The 19,544-nt window shown below is 38.3% G+C and carries 14 protein-coding genes; 3 read left to right on the top strand and 11 right to left on the bottom strand.

The features are described from left to right. Nucleotides 1-43: 43 nt before the first annotated feature. The 5 genes from ABC374_RS08750 to ABC374_RS08730 all read right to left on the bottom strand — a co-directional run bounded on the left by ABC374_RS08750 (nucleotide 44) and on the right by ABC374_RS08730 (nucleotide 8,972). Entirely contained in the window at nucleotides 44-1,657 is a 1,614-nt protein-coding gene (locus ABC374_RS08750) for a response regulator (RefSeq protein WP_413017075.1), read from the bottom strand. Next, the gene (locus ABC374_RS08745; RefSeq protein ID WP_413017073.1) at nucleotides 1,623-3,494 is read right to left on the bottom strand and encodes a cache domain-containing sensor histidine kinase; all 1,872 of its coding nucleotides are present in this window, start codon (nucleotides 3,492-3,494) and stop codon (nucleotides 1,623-1,625) included. The genes ABC374_RS08750 and ABC374_RS08745 overlap by 35 nt, the downstream gene beginning before the upstream one ends. After that, complete coding sequence (locus ABC374_RS08740) at nucleotides 3,484-4,521, bottom strand: autoinducer 2 ABC transporter substrate-binding protein (RefSeq protein WP_413017071.1); 1,038 nt, start codon at nucleotides 4,519-4,521, stop codon at nucleotides 3,484-3,486. The genes ABC374_RS08745 and ABC374_RS08740 overlap by 11 nt, the downstream gene beginning before the upstream one ends. Before the next feature lie 937 nt (nucleotides 4,522-5,458). Next, nucleotides 5,459-6,712: an L-rhamnose isomerase gene (gene rhaA / locus ABC374_RS08735; RefSeq protein ID WP_350302294.1), complete on the bottom strand. Its 1,254-nt coding sequence runs from the start codon at nucleotides 6,710-6,712 to the stop codon at nucleotides 5,459-5,461. A 190-nt stretch (nucleotides 6,713-6,902) separates the two neighbouring features. Beyond that, the gene (locus tag ABC374_RS08730) at nucleotides 6,903-8,972 is read right to left on the bottom strand and encodes a bifunctional aldolase/short-chain dehydrogenase (protein WP_413017069.1); all 2,070 of its coding nucleotides are present in this window, start codon (nucleotides 8,970-8,972) and stop codon (nucleotides 6,903-6,905) included. 664 nt (nucleotides 8,973-9,636) lie between these two features. Between ABC374_RS08730 and ABC374_RS08725 the strand changes: the two genes are divergently transcribed. Then, nucleotides 9,637-10,395, top strand: a complete 759-nt coding sequence (locus ABC374_RS08725) for a GTP cyclohydrolase II (RefSeq protein ID WP_350302292.1) — start codon at nucleotides 9,637-9,639, stop codon at nucleotides 10,393-10,395. Between the two features lie 124 nt (nucleotides 10,396-10,519). Here the strand turns inward: ABC374_RS08725 and ABC374_RS08720 are convergent, their stop codons facing one another. From ABC374_RS08720 to ABC374_RS08705, 4 genes are all read right to left on the bottom strand, one after another. Then, nucleotides 10,520-10,747: a hypothetical protein gene (locus ABC374_RS08720; protein ID WP_350302291.1), complete on the bottom strand. Its 228-nt coding sequence runs from the start codon at nucleotides 10,745-10,747 to the stop codon at nucleotides 10,520-10,522. A gap of 1,015 nt (nucleotides 10,748-11,762) precedes the next feature. Beyond that, nucleotides 11,763-12,776, bottom strand: a complete 1,014-nt coding sequence (locus ABC374_RS08715) for a bifunctional metallophosphatase/5'-nucleotidase (protein ID WP_413017066.1) — start codon at nucleotides 12,774-12,776, stop codon at nucleotides 11,763-11,765. Between the two features lie 47 nt (nucleotides 12,777-12,823). Further along, nucleotides 12,824-13,051: a twin-arginine translocase TatA/TatE family subunit gene (tatA, locus tag ABC374_RS08710; protein ID WP_413017064.1), complete on the bottom strand. Its 228-nt coding sequence runs from the start codon at nucleotides 13,049-13,051 to the stop codon at nucleotides 12,824-12,826. Between the two features lie 58 nt (nucleotides 13,052-13,109). Further along, complete coding sequence (locus tag ABC374_RS08705) at nucleotides 13,110-14,555, bottom strand: alkaline phosphatase PhoX (protein WP_413017062.1); 1,446 nt, start codon at nucleotides 14,553-14,555, stop codon at nucleotides 13,110-13,112. Between the two features lie 587 nt (nucleotides 14,556-15,142). Between ABC374_RS08705 and yyaC the strand changes: the two genes are divergently transcribed. After that, on the top strand, nucleotides 15,143-15,697 hold the full coding sequence (gene yyaC / locus ABC374_RS08700; RefSeq protein WP_413017060.1) for a spore protease YyaC: 555 nt from the start codon (nucleotides 15,143-15,145) through the stop codon (nucleotides 15,695-15,697). A 91-nt stretch (nucleotides 15,698-15,788) separates the two neighbouring features. On the opposite strand, the gene ABC374_RS08695 is transcribed toward yyaC, so the two are convergent. Then, nucleotides 15,789-17,099, bottom strand: coding sequence for a CitMHS family transporter (locus ABC374_RS08695; protein ID WP_413020302.1), 1,311 nt, complete (start codon nucleotides 17,097-17,099; stop codon nucleotides 15,789-15,791). 251 nt (nucleotides 17,100-17,350) lie between these two features. Further along, nucleotides 17,351-18,214, bottom strand: coding sequence for a LysR family transcriptional regulator (locus ABC374_RS08690; RefSeq protein WP_413017058.1), 864 nt, complete (start codon nucleotides 18,212-18,214; stop codon nucleotides 17,351-17,353). A gap of 145 nt (nucleotides 18,215-18,359) precedes the next feature. Between ABC374_RS08690 and ABC374_RS08685 the strand changes: the two genes are divergently transcribed. Next, the gene (locus ABC374_RS08685; protein ID WP_413017056.1) at nucleotides 18,360-19,487 is read left to right on the top strand and encodes a 2-methylaconitate cis-trans isomerase PrpF family protein; all 1,128 of its coding nucleotides are present in this window, start codon (nucleotides 18,360-18,362) and stop codon (nucleotides 19,485-19,487) included. Nucleotides 19,488-19,544 lie beyond the last annotated feature (57 nt).

Raw genomic sequence — 19,544 nt, 5'->3', positions numbered from 1 at the left:
ATTTTCAATGTAGACATAAAAAAAAGCTCCGGAATGGAAGCTTCTACTTTTTCACAAAAAACTCATGAGTATCTCGATATTGAGACGGCAGTTGTCCTGTCCATTGCTTAAACAGCCGACTAAAATATTTGGTATCTTGATAGCCTACTTTTGAAGCAATATCGTAAATCTTTAAATCTGTATGACTTAATAATTCCTTCGCGACTTTTAACCGTTCATTGGTTACATAGTCAAGCACGGTTTCACCTGTCTGATTTTTAAAATACTCACAAAAATAGGTTGAATTTAAATGGACATGATTGGCGATTTTTTTTATTGTGATGTTATCGCCTATATGATTTAGAATCCATTCTTTTGCCTGGCGTATGGGATCTGTTTGGTCATTTTGAAATGCTGCTTGCTTTTTTAACATATTCATGACCCAGCGCTCCGTCTCCTTTTTTAAATGATTAAAATGAGAAGAATCCTCGGCAATGCTAAATGCTTCCTCAAGTAAAAGCGGAAGCTCTTTAAAACCATCACTTTTAATCCATTTATTAATAATTCTAATAGACAAATAGCGAACCGATTCTTGTATTACAAAAGGGGACGTGACATCTTTCAATTCGTTAAAAAATTGCATGAGAGAACGAATGGCAGCTTCTTCCCCATGCTCCATCGCCTCCACTGTCTCTTCTGCCCATTTATAGATGGATGGCGGCACTTCAATCACTTTATTATATGATACATGTTTAAGCATTTCAGATCTGAAAATTTTATTGCCTCCTTGTATCATTCGATATTGCAAGGTAGATCGTAATTCATCTTTAATATTTACTAAAAGGGTAAGGTCATTAAACTCATTCCCAAGGGCAATGGAAACCGTAAAAGGGGTTTGCCGTTGGACAGTTGTTTTTAATGTTATACACAATTGCTCCAAAGCTGAAGGGGTAGTATCCTTAATCAATACCCAACTGGCATGTAGACTATCTTTCCACATCCAATGCGTTGAATGATCATCTAGTAAGTCTTTTATAAGTTTTTTTATTACATCATTCCATCTCCCCCAATCTTCTGGTGAAAAACTTTGGGTTTTGGCAAATGTATGATCGATTCCAATATGGATCAGGGAATAGGTTCCTTCTGGAAATTGCCGCGTCCATTCAAGTAATGATAAGTCCATTGCATCTTTCAACGTTATTTCCATCAGCAATTGAAGCTGCTTTTCATGGGTTAATATCAAGGCTCTTTCTTCTATTTCTCCTATCTTTTCCCTTTCCTTTCGCGCCTCAATTACTTTTTCCTGCACAGTCTTCAACTGCAATTTAAACTTTTCTCGATCAATCGGTTTCAATATATAATCGACAGCGCCTTCCCTTAGGGCAGTCTGTACATAAAGAAAATCATCATACCCGCTTATAATGAATGGAAATAGCGTTGGTTTAGTTTTTTTCAACTGTTGAATTAACGTTAACCCGTCCATGACAGGCATTTGTACATCTGTTATTAATACATCAACTTCTTCTACTTGATTGATAATTGCATCGTAGGCCTCTTGGCCATCGGAGTAAACACCTACAACCTGCCACTCTTCCCCACAAGATTGTACTAGTCTTTCTATGCCTCTTCTTATCCTTGGTTCATCATCTACAATGACCGTCCTGACCCTTTGTATCATCTCTGTTCTTCTCCTCTCCTTGAACATACATGCTTACTTGTTGGGCATTTATTTTGGGAAGTCGTATAACCACACTCGTTCCCTTTCCGTATTCGCTATTAATTTGAAGATTATATTGTTCCCCGAACATCATGCCAATTCTTGCATTTACATTGATAATCCCAAAGCCAGAGTCCCGTTTCATCATTGGATCTAAACGTAACTTTTCATTTAATTCAATTAATTCGCTTTCTGTTATCCCTGGTCCGTCATCACTGACTATCAGCAAAAGATCTTCCTCACCTGTCTGAGTTTCCTCATCAGAAATATGTATTTGAATGTCTATTTCCTTTCTTTTTTCCAATCCATATTTAATGGAATTTTCAACGATTGGCTGTAAAACAAACTTGGGTATATAATAATTAACCACATCTGCTCCTTTTTCTATCATAAAATGCAAACGATCTTCAAAACGGAATTGTTGGATGCTTAAATAATCTTCAATGTGCTGAACCTCACTGTTTATAGGAACCAAGCTTTCTTTATTACTGATTGAAAAGCGCATCATTCTACCAAGCAATGTCACCATCTTCACGACTTCATCGCTATCTCCTTCTTCCACAGCCATGCCTATGGTTTCCAGCGTATTATACATAAAGTGAGGATTTATTTGAGATTGAAGGGCGTATAATTCAGCTGTTTTTTTTCGTAGTTCAATGTGGTAGTTTTTTTGAATCAGCTCTCTTATCTCTGCAAGCATAGATCGAAAACTGTTCGCGAGCATCCCGACTTCATCCTTGGAATGTATGGGTATTTCTACTAATAAATCACCTTTTTCCACTCGCTTCATGATATCTCCTAATTCGTTTAGTGGACGTGTAACGGTCCAGGCAAAAAAGATAGAGATCAATGTAGTAATGAGTGTGAACAGGATAAAAACGAAAATTGTCACATTTCGGATAACATCCGTTTTTTCCGTCATATTTTTGATTGGCATGCTGTGAACGAGCACCCATGGCAGCTCATTTGATTCACTTATACTGATTAAATTCCGTTTTCCATCGATTTCTGTACGAAAACTACCATTCAGTAATGGGTAATCATGTATTCCTTTTTCCACAGAACCAATTTTTGAATGATCCTTATGATAAATTATCTTCCCCCGCTTATTCATGATCCACATCGTAACATTCTCTTCCTTTTGCAAATCCTGAAGTGATTGTTCAAAAAACGCTACATCGATGGCTATATAGAGCGTTCCTAAATTTTTTCTATTATCGAAATCAGTAATTGGTTTGACTAGCATAAAATAGGAGGGATCCCCTTCAAACGTTAAATTAGTCTGATTAGGAAGGAGCAACTGCATCTCGCCTAGCAATCCTAGGTCATCTGCATATGGCAAGGAACCATCTTCAAAACCAAAACTGTCATAATGGAGACTTGTACTTGCAAATGTACGATTCTTGGAAATAAGAAACGCCCCCAAAATATGAGATGAATTGTTATTTAAATAGGTCCTTGTCAAATAACTCTTCATGATATATTCATCGTGTAGCAAAACCGATTTTTTTTTTGATTGACTGTCTCTTAAAATAGCCATGACATCACCGGAATTATAAATTAAATCAGGTAAGGTCTCTAGTTTTTGAATGTCATTTTCAATGTTGCCATTAACCTGTTTGACAAGACGGGGAATATATTCGCCCACTTCTTCTTCTATTGATTTTGTGTATTGCCAGTATGCAATGAACCCAAGTAAGGCCATAGGTAGAACCGTTAATAATGTATAGGTTGTAACTAGTTTTGTAGTTAAACGCAAGTTTTTTATCTGGATCGGCTTTTTCCCTTTAAAAATCATACTGGTTCACATTTCCCTTTGTAAAATCGATGGGCTCTCCCATAATGACGATATCACCGTTGAATTTAATCCTACCTATGTTCTTAATGTTCTGTCCATCATAAGGAAATTCATCAATCAATAAGTTTTTTGCTAGGCTAACAGTCAAGTAACCCAACTTTTGTGGACTCCATAACGTAATGGTCTGGGCAGCACCCTCCTGTAAATACTCATTCATTAAATTAGGAGTCGATGTACCGACTACGGCAATCTTGCCGATTTTACCTGCATCTTTCACAGCCTGAGCCGCAGCAGGAGGGTTAACCGTTGAAATACCAATAATTCCTTTTAGGTCCGGGTATTTTTTAAATAAATTTTGTGTTACCTTATACGCTTTATGAATATCTTCGTTTGTATATTCCACTTCAACTAGTTTCATAGTTGGATAATATTCTTTTTGTTGGATTTGAATCCAATCAATCCATGTATTAAGATTGGCAGCGGTAGGAGATCCCGTCATTATCGCAAACTCCCCTTTTTCTTCCATTTCAATAGCGAGAGTATCCATTACATGCCTGCCGATTATCTCAGGATCTATCATGTTCACAAAAAAGCTTCTGTATGATGCATTAGTATCAGAATCCCAGGTGATCACCTTGATTCCTTTACGCTTTGCTTTTTGCAGCACCCTACCTAATTTATATGGATCATTTGCAGATACCGCAATTACGTCCACTTTTTTTTCAATTAATTTTGTTATAATCTCTTCCTGCTTTTCAGAGCTGGGGGTAGGTGGGCCTGTATATATGACCTTCACACCTAAGTCTTTTCCCGCCTCCAACGCCCCCTCCTCTACCGCTTTAAAATAAGGAATTCCGTCAATTTTAGGTATAACAGCTATCGTATATGTACCTTTTTTATCCTCGACAGGTTTTGTAGTGACGTCGATACTTTCTTCATCATTGTAAATAATCTCGTATTCTGAAGAATGATCACAGCCGCTTAGTATAAATAAAAACAAAATAAAAGAGATGGGCATCCTTAACATGATTAGCTACCTTCTTTCTTAAATTCTAAACATTAGCACGTATCATGGAAATTGTAAGAAGGAATGACTTAAGAAATGCTTTTATCATCCGGTTACATTTACCGCTGCTTCTTTCTAAGAAAACGGTTTCATAAATGATAGATCTTTCCGGGAGTAAAACCTTACTTTCTTTACTAAAATAGGAAACCTTTATATACTTTCAGGTTTCCCTACAATTTATTGTCCAGCCATGACCTTCTCTGTTTTGTTCATCTACTAAATTACACGAATAGCGCAATGGAAACTGGAAAAATCGTATTTTAGCATCAAGAGTGAAGGCCTTTCTCATTCTCTTTTATATGTATTAAAAATACCTCTATTGTACAATTGAACCCCATCATTTTTTTCTTTTTATTATTGATTTTTACTGTTTTTGAAAGGTTTGTCAATTCAAATTTTACAAACATTTTTAAAATTCAAATAATATTTTTATATAGTTTCACTTGCTCATAGTGTTTCATTTTTAGTTGTATTGGAAAATTACAAAGCAGTCTACGTCATTACATTAACGATTCTTCTTCAGTCATCAGTCTAATTTTCAACAGATTAAATCAATATGGTGTACGATACTCTCATTCCTGATTTAACATTTCGAGTACAAATTGACTAGCTTTCATGTCTATTCATTAACGTGCAATCAAAAAATAAAATATACCCATAGAAAGACCTGTGTCAAAGATCGTTATAGGTATATTTTATAAAGGAATTACCTTTCTAATAAGTTTTCCTTTTAACTATATTAATTTTCTAATTTAAAACAAAAACTTTTTTACTTTTTCTCCATCTCTTCGTTATACTTCGGAATTTCCAGACCAATCATTCGGGACGAATCGATAGACCCATATTAATTCAGCGGAATTAGTCACACATCGGTTTGCCGATTCAGGATAACCTTAATTTAACGTTTTGCTAAAACATCACGTTCATATTCTTTCACTTGCGTCAGCCAACTTTCCTTTACCGGTACATTCATTTTCTCACAATAATAATCCCAAATTGCACCAAATGGATAGGTTTTAAATTCCTCCATTAATGCCAGTCGCTCAGTAAAATCCCCTTTTTCTTGCAGTTCTTTCAAATGATCGTTCGGTACAAGTAAGGCATATAAGAGGGCTTTAATCATATTACGCGTACCAATCGTCCAGGCAGCAACACGGTTAATGCTGGCATCAAAGAAATCAAGACCAATGATCACCTGGTTTAAAGCATCATTGCGAACAATTTCAAGCGCAATTTCACGAAGCTCATCGTCTAAAATTACGACGTGGTCACTGTCCCATCGAACCGGGCGCGAAACATGAAGTGCCAGTTTATCACTGTATAATAGCATCGAAGAAATTTTGTTCGATACTGTTTCAGTCGGATGATAATGACCTGTATCCACTAAGCAAATTTTGTTATTTTTCAGTGCGTAGCCAAGGTAGAATTCATGCGATCCTACGACATAAGACTCGGAACCGATACCGAATACTTTACTTTCCACTGCATCCCAATTACATGTTTCATCCACTTCTGCCGTAAAAATTCGATCAAGGGATTCTTTTAATCTCTTTCTCGGTGTCAAACGGTCGCTTGGAATATCTTTGTAGCCGTCTGGAATCCATATATTTGTTAAGCAGGGCATGCCGAGTTCACGACCAAAGTACTCTCCGATTTTTCGGCTGGCGATGCAATGATCTATCCAGAATTCACGTATTTCTTCATCTGGATGAGAAAGTGTCAAGCCGTCTGCTGCTTTTTCATGGGAAAATAGTGTCGGGTTAAAATCCAAACCAAGACCGTTTTCTTTAGCCCAATTCAACCAGTTTTCGAAGTGCTTTGGCTCAAGCTGATCGCGTTCGACTGCTTCTCCATTTGTTTCCGCATAAATGGCATGCAAATTGACACGATGTTTCCCCGGAATAAGCGATAACGCTTTTTCAAGATCCATGCGTAGCTCTTCCGGCGTAGTGGCTTTTCCTGGATAATTCCCCGTCACATCAATTCCGCCCGATAATTCACTTTTGTTCACTTCAAATCCACCAATATCATCACCCTGCCAGCAATGTATCGAAATAGGCACTTTTTTCAGAGTTTCGAGTGCCGCATCCACATCAATTCCCCAATTCGCATACGCTTGTTTCGCCGCTTCGTACTGTTCTTTAATTGTCATATCGTCCCATCCTTTTTAACGGATTGAATAGTTCACTCCATGATTCCTACTACCTTTTCCAAATCATATATTCTTCATTTATCACAATGGGCAGTACATACTTAATCTATTATTTTTGGATAGATTGATTTCGCCTTTGACAAACCCTCCACTTAAAGCAACAAAATCCTAGAAAACAGGCAAAACCTATTCAGCGATTAAAAGCTCCAGGTACACCGCCGTCTACAGTGACCATGCAACCCGTTGTTTTGTCTGCTTTTGATGAAGCGAAAAACGCTATGGACTCAGCAATGTCTTCCGGGAATATATTTACTAGCAATGTCGTACGTTTTTTGTAATGATCTTCAAGCTGGTCTGGCTCTATTCCGTATGCAGCGGCACGCTCTTGACGCCAACCCGATCCCCAAATGGAAGATCCCTGTAATACGGCGTCTGGCAAAACAGAATTAACACGGATTCCGAAATCCCCGCCTTCCACTGCAATGCAACGTGCTAAATGTGTTTCAAGGGCTTTGACTGAACTGTAAGCAGAAGCATTTTTTCCAGCGTAAACAGAGTTTTTCGATCCGACAAATACCATATTTCCTCCTGTTCCCTGTTGTTTCATTTGCTTAAAAGCTTCACGTGCTACAAGGAAATAGCCCGTCCCCAGTACATTCATGTTTAGGTTCCATTCTTTTAAGGTTGTTTCATCAAACGGACTGGATGTGGCAAGGCCGGCATTGTTGACGATAATATCAATTCCCCCAAATGTAAGAGCTGATTTCTCAAAGGCAATCTGTACCTGCTCTTCACTGGTAACATCCATTTTAAAAGCTGCAGCACGTATTTCCCCGTATTCTTTATTGATTTCATCTGCAACTTTTTCAGCACCTTCAATATTTAAATCAGCTAGAACTACATGGGCACCTTCAGAAACTAAACGCCGTGCTGTTGCGCTGCCAATACCGCCCGCACCGCCTGTAATGAAGGCTACTTTGCGTGAGAACTCCGCTTCTGCCGGCGAAAGAGACAATTTATACAGCTCAAGTGGCCAGTATTCAACGTTATATGACTCATTTTCACTGAGAGATACGAAATCGCCAAGTGCTGTTGCCCCTTTCATAACCGCAATCGCTCGATGGTAAAGTGCTCCGCTCACGTTTGCCATGGCTACGTTTCTGCCTGTGTTGACCATTCCGACACCTGGTATCAAAATAACTCGTGGTGCCGCCTCAAACATCACATCTCCTTCGTTTTTATTGCGCTCGAAGTATTGCTTATATTCTTCCTTATATTGTTGAATACCCGTTTTAACTTTTTCCACCAAGGATTCTGTTCGTTCATTTTGAGGATCCCAGTTAATGTATAGCGGCTTCATTTTTGTATGTACAAGGTGATCCGGGCAAGCTGCACCGACTTGTGATAAGACTGCCGCATTTTTGCTATTCAAAAATTGCAGGACATCATCTGCATCGTCAAAGGTTAAAAGCATTTTTTTCTCCTCGCCCACAGCACCGCGGATAACTGGCATAATCGAAGCAAGTACCTTTTTGCGCTCTGCTTCAGGTAAAGAGTCAAATGCCTGTCCACCAAATGCATCTTCTTCATGCTGGCGGCTTTTAATAAACTCTTCTGCTTCCGTTATAATCGAAATGGTTTTTTCATAGGCTTCTTTCGATGTTTCACCCCAAGTTACCAATCCGTGCTTTTCCATTAAAACAAGCTCGGCCTGCGGGTTATTTTTCACACCTTTTGCAATCATTTTAGACAAAGTGAAGCCAGGGCGCTCATATGGTACCCAGACAAAACGATCACCGAAAATTTCATTGGCGACTTCTTTTCCATTGTCTGCACAGCAAAGACTAATAATTGCATCTGGATGTGTATGGTCAACATGTTTAAAGGGAAGGAAGGCATGAAGTAAAGTTTCAATCGACATACGTGGATGCTTACTGTCGATCATGCAGTGTGACAAATATTCAACCATATCTGCATCAGGCATTTCATCACGCTCGATTAAAGGGTGAATATCCGCTAGATTCAAACCTGTGAAATTGCCCGCTTTCATTGTCGCAAGGTCGGAACCGCTTCCTTTAACCCACATGACTTCAATTTCCCGGCCACGAAAATCTTTTTCAATTGTTTTCATGGATGTATTGCCGCCTCCCCAGTTGCAGACGGCTCGATCTGTACCGATTAAATTAGACCGATAAACCAGTTCTTCTACTCCGGATGTTACTTTTGACGCTTCTTTATCATTCCATAAATTATTAACCACTTTGTTTTACCCCCGTTTATCTTTATTTATGTTTGTTTTATTGTATAACACTTTTGTTTTCATTTGAAGAAGTTTTTTTAATTGTTACCAATTTTATGAAAACAAGGAAAATCGGTGAGCGTGAAAGACAATGGATGTATCCGCATTTTCAACAATCCAAATCATTCTGCAAGGTAATATCATCTAAAAAATCACCATTTTCCTTAGATGAAGTTTGTAAAATAAACGTAAGTACAACAAATGACCATGAATGTAAACACCATGTCCCTTCCATCTTAGAAAAAGACAGATGCAAAACTTCCCAAAGACTTCGCAGGACATTTCCTACGGAAAGACATCATTTTCCCGGGTAAACAGGCAGCTGCAGACAAACTTCTTTCTAACCCAAATACCAACGATGCAATAATGTCTCTCAATCCTTTTTACTGAAAAATCGGTGCTGTGGCTTTATTGAGATTATATGAGTTACTGTTCAAATAAGAAATGGACATGGGTTTTCACACCAAAGATGGAGTTAACCTTTTGTTGTTGTCTTTAGTTTTAGTACATTTGGAGCTTTTGTTTCTATTTAAAATCAAAGATTTACAAAAGAGTGGATTGGGTACAATATGAGATGAACTAGTAAACGTTATCGTAGTATTAGAAGATTCGGGAGGAAGTTTATATGATTAATGAAAAAGTGGCATTGATATTAGAAGAAAAAATTAACGTTATTAAAAGTGATGAAACATCCATTTATTTAGTCGGCCCAATCAAATTACCCATAAACTTAGAGGGCGAAACAATTATATTCCAGTGGTATTGCTGGTTACGATGTGAGTATATGGCGGGTCATTTTTGTGGTGACGGCACTTATAATATAGAAAAGATCATTGAAACTTTAGCCTCTTCCAACTTAGCGGAAATGCAGCAATCAAGTGTGTTACTGTATGGGGATTTTCAAAACTCCTCCGATGCCCTTATCCGGATGCATAGTATTTGTCATACTGGGGATATATTTGGCAGCAAACGCTGTGATTGTGGCTTTCAATTAAAGCAGGCTATGAAAATGATTGCAACTCAAGGATCCGGAGCTTTATTTTATTTAGCGAATCACGAAGGAAGAGGCATCGGATTATTTAGTAAAGCCATGGCTTATGTTCTACAAGAAAAAGGATTGGATACGGTGGAAGCGAATTTGGAGCTTGGATTTGTGGATGATGCACGTAACTATGATGACGCCATTCGGGTGTTAAAAAAACTGCGCTCTAATCCAGTCACCCTTATCACCAACAATCCGAGAAAATTAGAAGCCCTTCAAAACTCTGGTGCCAACGTTGCAGGCAGAGTTCCGTTATGGGGAGATATTTCCGAGTTTAATGAAAAATATTTAAAAACTAAAGTGGTACGTTCCGGTCATTTAAATGATATTAAAGATGAATGACTGATTGTTTTAAATGAAATTGGTTTGTTATATCCCTGAATAGGTTTATAAGTGTGTTTCCGAAAGAGCAGCTGAAGTTAAATTACCAAAAGAACCCTTAATGGTTTTTACTAACCCTTTTCAGTTAATCTTGGATTTTTCCATTAATGACAACACACTTCCCATTTGTAGCTTGCTTTATCATTCTTCCATCCTTGATGTATACAGTGTAAGTATTATTGACTTTAGCATCTAATCTTGCTAGGTCTCCCATTCCTGCTATGATATTTTTGACAGCTTCCCTCTTCAGATTATTCATGACTTGCTTTTTCCATTGTTCCCGTTTGTTTTTTTGTGTATTTTCATCAACCATCAGGATCCCATCCTTCTTGTTTGATTTATGTCTTCTCCGATAATAGTGTATTATTTTTTTATCATCTTGTTACCCATATGCTTTTCCTTATTGGGCCGCTTTTAGTGATAACAGCACAGGTTACGGTAAAATGAAAAAATATACAAGTAAAGTGGGGATAAAATAAAATAGCTCACGCAAGTGATAACAAGAAAATACATAAAAACAGGATGCAACGGAAAGTTGCACCCTGCCTGAAAAAGGGGTTTGCTTCATTTCGAATCAGCATACATTCTCTGCGATAAACACCTCATCTACTTTAGAGTAAATACTGGTATCTGACTAGAGTTTACCATCCAAAGCAACCATCCCCTATATCTTAAAAGTTTCCTCAACTTTCAAAGCATAAATGACAATTATTGAATGAGTTTTCTGCTTTTACGTGCAAGAGAACCATCTCCTTGCTCGAATCGATTTTTTAATGAAGCTACCAGTAGTTAAGTTAAACGTCTTTAACCGACACCTCATTTACTATATGATGTGAATCATACGTAATCAGTAGCCCCTTCTTCTTTATTTATAATGACCATCAGCGGTTAAAAAACACCTGGTTGTTTATGGATATCGAGAATTGTTTAAAATCAATTTATAGCTATATAATGAAATTTGGTGAATGAACTCATTGATTTATGGAATAGGATGCGTCTTATTATTGTCATTTTATCAGTTACAGAAGTTTATTTTCATGGTAATTTTAGTGAAATTCTTCGCAATCTCAATGGCATATGAAATGCATTGTTTCCTAACGATCCTTTTATAACAAGTAGTGGAATTAAGCTAAACGACACAGAAAAAATCTACACTAAGCTGGATGATTGTCCGTAGGGCGGGAAATGAGCAAAAATAAAAGGCCGCCAGTCAGTTAGTTTTCACCGACTTTCTGACAACCCCTTGCATACTTACTTCATAATTAAGAAAGAAACGACAAAGCGATTAATCTCGCTTTTCCATACCTCATAGCATTATGAAGACTTGATTATTGCGCCTTCAAATCTGCACGATAATCGTCTATAATCGCTTGTATCTCCAGGTCTGCCGGAACATTTGTGACGTCGTAGAGAAATCCATCGGATTCGACCAAAGTCATTTTGGCGTTAACGACTTCGAAAGTCAAATTCAGGCGGCCCAAATAATGTTCTTGTTCTCCGCCGGCTTGAGTAATTGGCACCATCACCTCTCCGTTGAATTCGTATTCGGGAGTTTCGATGACCTTGTGTGTATCTGCGCCGATTACCGCTGAGACTCCGGGAACCTGAGCCAGCTTATGGTCTTCTGGGTTTCCGGCATGCGAAAGGACAATGTTAACGTCTGACTTTTCACTCACTTCAGGAAGCAACGCATTCAACGCTTCAACCGGTTCGAAGAAATCGAGGTCAGCAACATCATCCCAACCGCGAATTTCCGGCTTCATCGAAGTAAGGCCGATCATGCCGACTTTAACGCCAGTGAAAGTAAAATTATTCCAAGGTTTTACATTCTGTATGTACTTTCCTGTTTCCCTGTCAATGACATTACCAGTAAGGATGGGGAAATTCACGTTACGGTGGTAATCCTTTAACTGTTCATAACGGCTGTCCGGTGTGCCCTCCCCGGCAGGGTAAACGCGGAAGTCGTTGTTTCCGAGAGCCATCGCATCATAGTCCAAAGCTTTCAAAAGAGACGTCTCCAACTCTCCTTGACCCGCTTGAAACTCTCCGCGCAGGAAGACATCCCCGCCATCGACGAGAAGCACATTCTCCTCTTCATTGCGTACATTTTCAATGATGGTGGCGTACTTCGCAATAGAATTGTGATGAACGGTTCCATCATCCAGCGTGACGATGTCATCCAAATGACCATGAAAGTCATTCGTCTGGAGAATGGTGAGTTTAAACTTCTCTCCCTCCTTGAGCTTTTCCTCCGCATCTGCCGTAACGGGCTTTGCGACAAAAGCGGCAGCCATCGCCAGCGAAAAGCAGCCAGTCAAAAATATTTTTCCCGTTTTTTTCATACTATTTCCTCCAAGCAATTACTCTATTAAATGATAAAAGAAGTTATTTAGTTTCCAGTCTTTTCGGATTTCTCAAGAGCTACTAGTTTATTTTTTTCTTCAGAGTTAGTTTTTTCTTCTTTTTCATTGCTGATCAAATCATTAGTCGCTTTTTTAAATTCTTTTAAAGTGTTTCCAAAAGACCTTCCAATTTCCGGTAATTTAGAAGGGCCAAAAATGATTAACGCTATGACTAGAATGAGAATTAGACCAGGGATGCCGATACTAGATAACAAAGGTCTCACCTCCTATACCATGATGGTTTGTTAGTACTCAAAAAAATGCGATCATTACTTATAAAATTGGCATACCATGACGCTCTAAAGCTGCTGCTTCTAATAAAGACATGCCTTGTTCTTCTGCGAATGCAGTAAGTCTATCCGAAACAACAGGAGCAAGACTTGCTGGCGGCATAGCCTGGTTCATAGCTCGTCTACGGGTAGAATTTCTGCGTGCAAATGGTCCCCAAATCGCAAAGGTGATACCTGGTGTTTGCATATTTACAAAGAAAGTATTTCCATCTGGAGAAAATGTAGGGCCAGCAAATTCAGAACCGTTCATCATATTTTCAGCGAAAGTATAAATATTTCCTTCAGGAGTTAATCCGACAATACGATCATTACCGCCTCCATCTTCGGCAATCCAAAGATCTCCCCAAGGAGTGATTGTAATGTTATCCGGTGCTTCTAAATCATTTTTATCAGTAGACTCATAGAATAGTTCTAAGGTGTTTGTCGCTGGCGTGTAGCGATAAACACGGCCAAGTCGTGCTGAACCTGCACTTGTATCATCAAACCATAAAGTACCTTCAGAAAAATAAGCCCCTTCTAAGCGGCTAAACTGAATACAGCCTTTATCCTTAGCATCCTGCTGTGCGATTTCAGGATTTAATTTTTTCCAAACAATCCCGAATTTTTGTCTAGTATTAAATTGACTTGCAGCTGCAGCCGGCAATTCATCAATCGCTGCCGCTTCAAGGATACCGCCCTTTTGCAGAGAACCTAGCTTTTGACTTCGGTCATGTGGTGTAAAACGGTACAAGAAGCTTGGACTTGCGTCTTCGGTTAAATACCAAATTCCTGTTGAAGGGTCTACATGCCCAGCTTCATGGGAGAAATAACCCATATCACGGATCGGTGTTCTTGACATTTCGTTTTCAGGATCATGCGGATTTACTTCAAATACAAAGCCATGTCCCATATCACGAGTTTCTTCCATTGTTAACCAAGTACCCCAAGTCGTAGCTCCACCCGCACAGTTACGTATTGTACCTGAACTTGATACATACTGATCAATGACTTTGTTATTTTGTCCAACGATTATTGTAGTTGTGCCGCCCGCAGCACCAGCGCTCCAAGGTTTTTTTCCGTTTACAGGGTAATCTGAATTTGTCCCATTTTCATGGTTTCTTACAAGAATGGTCGTACCCTTCTCTCCTTTATAGGCAGCCATTCCATCGTGAGCAGAAGGGACAAGGTCACCATTAGGCATGATATCACCAGTTCGTGAAAGCATTTTGTAATGAAATCCCCTTGGCAGATCAAGAACTCCATTTGGATCCTTTACTAGTGGGCCATAGCCACCAAATCCGCTTGTTGGATTGCTGGATTCCGCTGCAAATCCTTTTGTAGCCCCTGCAAGAGAAAATACCCCGGTTGAACCAAGTGTCAATGCTAAAGTACTCATTCCGCCAACTTTTAAGAAATTACGTCTGTTTAAACAGCTATTGCTAGATTTCATCAACATTACCTCCAAAAGATCTTTTTGAGGGATGCTATATTCCTTATAGCAAACTCTACACTTAAAATTAACAGACCATTTTAAATGCTCTGTTAAACCCATGTGATTTTATTCCTTTACATGAAAGATAAACCAAAAGTCACGGTTTATACGAAAACAAAGGAGGTTATAACGACATATATAACATGTAAAGGGTGGAAATTGATGGTATGAGTCAAAAATGGAGAAACAACTAAGGATTTTGTCATAAAAAGACCGATGCAGAATATTAAAGCTTATTAATGGTTTGTAAATATAAGAGATACACTATGACAAACTAGTTAACCCGATTAATTCTACCCAAATCTAATAAAATTTTTGAAAGAGGAACGGCTAAGACTTCGTATATAATTGAACTAGAAATATTCTAGTTGTAAACCTACTCCCACTTCCTCGCCAAATAAATTAAAGGGCATGTTTTGAATTACTGACATTTTTCAGAGTGTTAAATACTAATAATTTATAAATATCCATCAGTCTCAAGCATATGCTCATATTTACATGCATGATATCTCTATAATTCGTATAATAGAATAAAGGGAATCAAAATGAGTCTAATTTACAAAAAGAGGGAGCAGATTTGTTCTGTGGAACCAAAAGGCGAAGAAATAAACAGTTTAGCATTAAAAGTCAAAGAGATTATTCAATCTTCAGGATGTCAAAATGAAGATGTAATCTTTCTGTGTATTGGTTCAGACCGATCAGTTGGGGATTCATTGGGCCCATTAGTCGGGACGATGCTTAAAGAACATACGGTGCCTTATCGTGTTTACGGTACCTTGGAAAATCCCGTTCATGCATTTAATTTAAAAGACACGTTGAAAGAAATTAAAAAACAATTCAAAAAGCCACTTATTTTTAGTGTGGATGCTTGTTTAGGGAATCAAAACCAGGTCGGTTATGTCTTCTTGAAGGATGGACCTCTTGTCCCAGGGAAAGCATTAAAAAAAGTATTGCCTGAAGTGGGAGACTATCATATTATCGGAATGGTAAATTATATAGATCCGCTGCCAACGATGCAATTTCTAAATGATACTCGTCTATACACGGTTATGAACCTGGCAAATAAAATCGTAAAAATCATTACTTCTGGAATTAAATAAAAGAATGGGCTGTGCCAAAACCACTAATAATAATTGGTTTTGGCACAGCCCTACTTTGTATAAGTTTGAAGAAATTATTAGATGATTATTCTTAAATAATAGCCCCTGTCAAGATAGCAACTATGATAAGGACTAATGAACAAATTAGAGCCCATTTAAATGCATACCGCTGTAGTTCCCCGATATCTGTCTTTACCATCCCTACCAGTAAAAGAGTCGATGCCACGAGTGGACTTAAGAAATGTACAGGCTGGCCCAGTACCGAAGCTCTGGCAATTTCTAAAGGACTCACTCCATAAGCTTCTCCTGCTTCGGCAAGAATTGGCAAAACACCAAAGTAGTAAGCATCATTGGATAAAACGAACGTAAATGGCATGCTGGTGAATGCAACGACCATTGGTAAAAAAGAGCCTAAAGAATCCGGAATGATGGCCACTAATGAATTTGCAATGGCGTCTACCATTTTCGTTCCGGAAAAGATCCCTGTGAAAATACCAGCCGCAAATACTAATGTGACAACGGTTATAGCGTTTCCTGCATGTGATACGATTCGCTCTTTTTGCTGTTCTAAGTTAGGGTAATTAATGATTGAAGCAAGCACAAATCCGATTAGAAACAACACCGGTACCGGTACTAAGCCCATTACAAGAACGACCATGACAGTGAGCGCCAACAAAAGATTGACCCATATTAATTTAGGGCGCTTTAAATCGTCTTGGATGGCTGAAGCTACCGCAGCTTCAGCAAGAGCCCCTTTCATTTCAGGTGCAGCATTGATATGAACAACACCAAGCCTTTTGCGCTCTTTTTTCCCAAGTACATAAGCGGTAAACAGAATAGCTGCTATTCCCGCGAATAGTGTTGGGATAATCGGGACAAAGAATTCATTTGCATCCAGACCTAAAGATGCTATTGCCCTTGTAGCAGGTCCTCCCCAAGGAGTCATACCACTCATAATACTGACAGCCAGCATAGAAATAGTGGCAAGAATAAGTGGATTCATCCCAAGTCGTAAATAAAGAGGCAGCATAGCGGAAATCGTAATCATATGAGTAGTGGTACCATCACCATCCAAGGCAACGGTCATTGCGATTACTGCTGTTCCTATCGCTATTTTAACCGGATCCCCTTTTACGATTTTTAACATAGTTTTAATAAGTGGATCAAATAATCCAGCGTCAATCAGAACTCCGAAAAACAGAATAGCGAACAATAGCAAAGCGGCTGAAGGTGCGACAACCTTTATTCCATCCAGCATCATATCTCCGAGCTCTGGACCAAATCCGCCAATTAATGCAAAGATAATTGGGACGACTACAAGAGAAGTAACAGGCGATAACCGTTTTGACATGATTAAATAAGTAAAGACAACGACCATTGAAATTCCAAGTAACGTTAGAATATGAATCCCCTCCCATTAAAGAAACCGCTTACAAATCAGATAAAAAGTGTGAATAGTTAATAAATATTGCATATTATTTTCTGTTTTCCTGTTGCTTTGTTTTCTATTTTTAGAATAGTTCATATCATTAAATAAGTGAAATACATATTTTTTGTACTTTTTCGAAAAAAAAACTTATAATCCATTTTATATTAAATTAATAAATCAAAAAAGCACAATGAAATTGTCAATAATTTCATTGTGCTTTTTCGTTAAAGATTGGAATTTTTATTCAAGAAATCAATAAAGTTTTTCACAGTAGAGAGTTTTAATGAATCCTGATTATACATTAACCATGTATTTCTTAACACCGGCTTCCCATTTTTGTAGGATAACCCGTATGTATGCAAATTATCTGAAGGCTGCAGGCATATTTCTGGCAGAATAGAAACACCAAGATCATTTTTGACCATCTCTTTACACGTCTCCTGCCGATCTGTTTCCATAGTTACAAATGGTGGCTCCGGGAATCTATCATGCCACCAGCCATTTATTAAGTTTTTTAAAGAACTGTCGGTTTTATAATTTATGAATGGAAGCTCCGGTAAATTATCCAAGTCTACCTCTTTCTTAGAAATTAAACAAAGTCTTTCTTTATGCAGTAGCGATTTGATTCCATACCATTCATAATTTCCACGCAGAATGCCTAATTGAACACTAGAGGAATCCAGAAGATTCATGATTTCAGTACTCCAGCCTGTATTCACATTAAATTGTACATGAGGATATTGTGTTGAAAACTTTTTCAATATTTCTGGTAGTTTATATTGGGCAAAGTTGCTGGAAACGCCAAGCCTTAACGTTCCTCTTACCTCATTTTTCATATTCAGCATATAATCTTTCGTTTTTTGCAACTTTTTCACCATTTCTTCCGCATAGCCCGCTAAATGTATCCCTTCTGAAGTAAACTCAATGCCTCCTTTTATTTTAAAAAATAGGTTCGTGCTAAATTCTTTTTCTAAATTTTTAAGCCGGTACGTTAACGCCGGCTGGGATATATATAAACGCTCTGCGGCACGGCTAATGTTTTTTTCTTCATATAGTACCCTTATCGCAATCCAATCTTTTTCGTCCACTTAACCATCTCCCACTTTTTGATTATAAGTTTTTTTATCATTTTTATTAAAAAAATATGTATTTTACTTATGATTGAACTTATCATACTATATTTTCAAAGGAACCGGTAGTGCTATAAATTGGTTGAGAAAGGGTGGTTATACAATGAAAGTACCAGTAGTTGTAATGCGCGGCGGGACAAGTAAAGGTGTGTTCCTTCACTTTGAACATATGCCTTCGAATCCATCAGACTGGGAAAGTTTCTTACTTGACGTGATGGGCAGTCCGGATCGGAGACAGATTGATGGTCTTGGAGGAGCGAATTCATTGACAAGTAAAGCAGCGATCATCAAAAAATCAGATTCACCAGAATTCGATGTGGAATATACATTTGCTCAGATAAGCATCGATAATCAAATGGTTGATTTCAAAGGAAATTGTGGAAATATTTCATCTGCTGTAGGACCTTACGCAATTGAGCAAGGATTAGTCCCTGCAAAAGAACCTGTTACAACGGTGAAAATTTTTAACGTGAATACACAAAAATTGATTATTGCAGAAGTAGAGGTTGAAAATGGACAAGTAAAATCAGAAGGATGCTGCTCAATTCCTGGGGTGCCTGGTAAAGGATCACCTATCTATCTATCTTTTACTCGTGCAGAAGGAGCAGTTACAGGAAAACTTTTCCCTACAGGAAACCCGATTGATATGATAAAAACCAAGGATCGACTGATTCAAGTTTCAATTATAGATGTTGCCAATCCACTCGTTTTCGTAAGGGCACAGGATATTGGTCTAAGCGGAAGCGAATTGCCCTCTGATTATTCACAGGAAAAATTAAATGAACTAGAAGAAATCCGGTCGATTGCAGCTGAAATGTGTCAATTTTCCGATAAGAAATCAGCTACTGTCAAATCTCCGGCTGTACCTAAAATGACCCTAATTGCTCCTCCTATGGATTACGTCGATCTAAACGGATCGGTAAGAAAAGCGTCAGAGATGGATTTGATGATCAGAATGATGTCGATGCAAAAGCCCCATCAAGCGCTTGCTATTACAGGAGCCATCTGTGCAACAGCAGGGGCTTACTTACAGGAAACGATTTTATCTGAGATGGTGAATATTAAACACGAAATTTTTCGATTAGCCCACCCGGCAGGGATAATGGAAACAAAGGTTGATTTTTTGGCAGGACACATACGCGCTATTAAAGTGGTACGCACAGCAAGAATCATTTTGGAAGGATACGTGTACACGAAAAAAAATTACGAGCTATCCTATCAATTAGCTTGATTTGAATTGATCCTTAAATTACAGCAAAAAAAATTTTCTATCACTTGGAGGCTTGTC

It is taken from the genome of Peribacillus phoenicis, assembly GCF_047238085.1.
GTDB lineage: Bacteria > Bacillota > Bacilli > Bacillales > DSM-1321 > Peribacillus.
This window is presented reverse-complemented; position numbering and strand designations above follow the sequence as displayed.